This window comes from Micromonospora sp. BS32 (assembly GCF_059089345.1).
Genome location: NZ_JBSSHR010000092.1, coordinates 1 through 471 on the forward strand (window position 1 = coordinate 1; position 471 = coordinate 471).

Sequence of the window (471 nt, forward strand, 5' to 3'; positions counted from 1 at the left end):
TCCCCGGGGGCGGGCCCAGAACCCGGCGGGGGTTCGGTGGGCGTATCCGCCTGCGGCGCCGCCGTACCGTCGGAGCCGACTCCATCGGGCGCCCCAGGTTCGTCGGGTGCGGTGAAACTGTGGCGGGGTTGCGCGGCGATCAGCGACGCCACGGTGAAGTAGGCCCGCTGCTCGCTGCCAGCCGTGTCCGGGCCCTTCGGCAGCCAGGGCGTGAGCAACCGGTGCATTCCGCGGGTGTGGGCGATGTCGTCCGGGCTGCGCCGCAGCCCCTTGCGCAGGACAGTACGTGCGCCCGGGTCGGTGCGGCAGGTCGTCTCGATCCAGCGGACATACGCCTGATGCCGCGTCAGGCGCGAGGAGGCATCGCCGGGCTCCGGGTAACTGATCATGCGGACCTTCTGTCGGATGAGGATGTCGTTCACGTACGAAGGGGATGCGTACGGCTCAGCGGCGTCTGCGCCCGCCGTACAG

The 471-nt window shown here is 71.1% G+C and carries 1 protein-coding gene; it reads right to left on the reverse strand.

Annotation, left to right across the window (positions count from 1 at the left end):
• The coding region (locus tag AC5RWQ_RS30405; protein ID WP_494286032.1) for a hypothetical protein at window positions 1-422 on the reverse strand (422 nt) is incomplete at its 3' end.
• Window positions 423-471 lie beyond the last annotated feature (49 nt).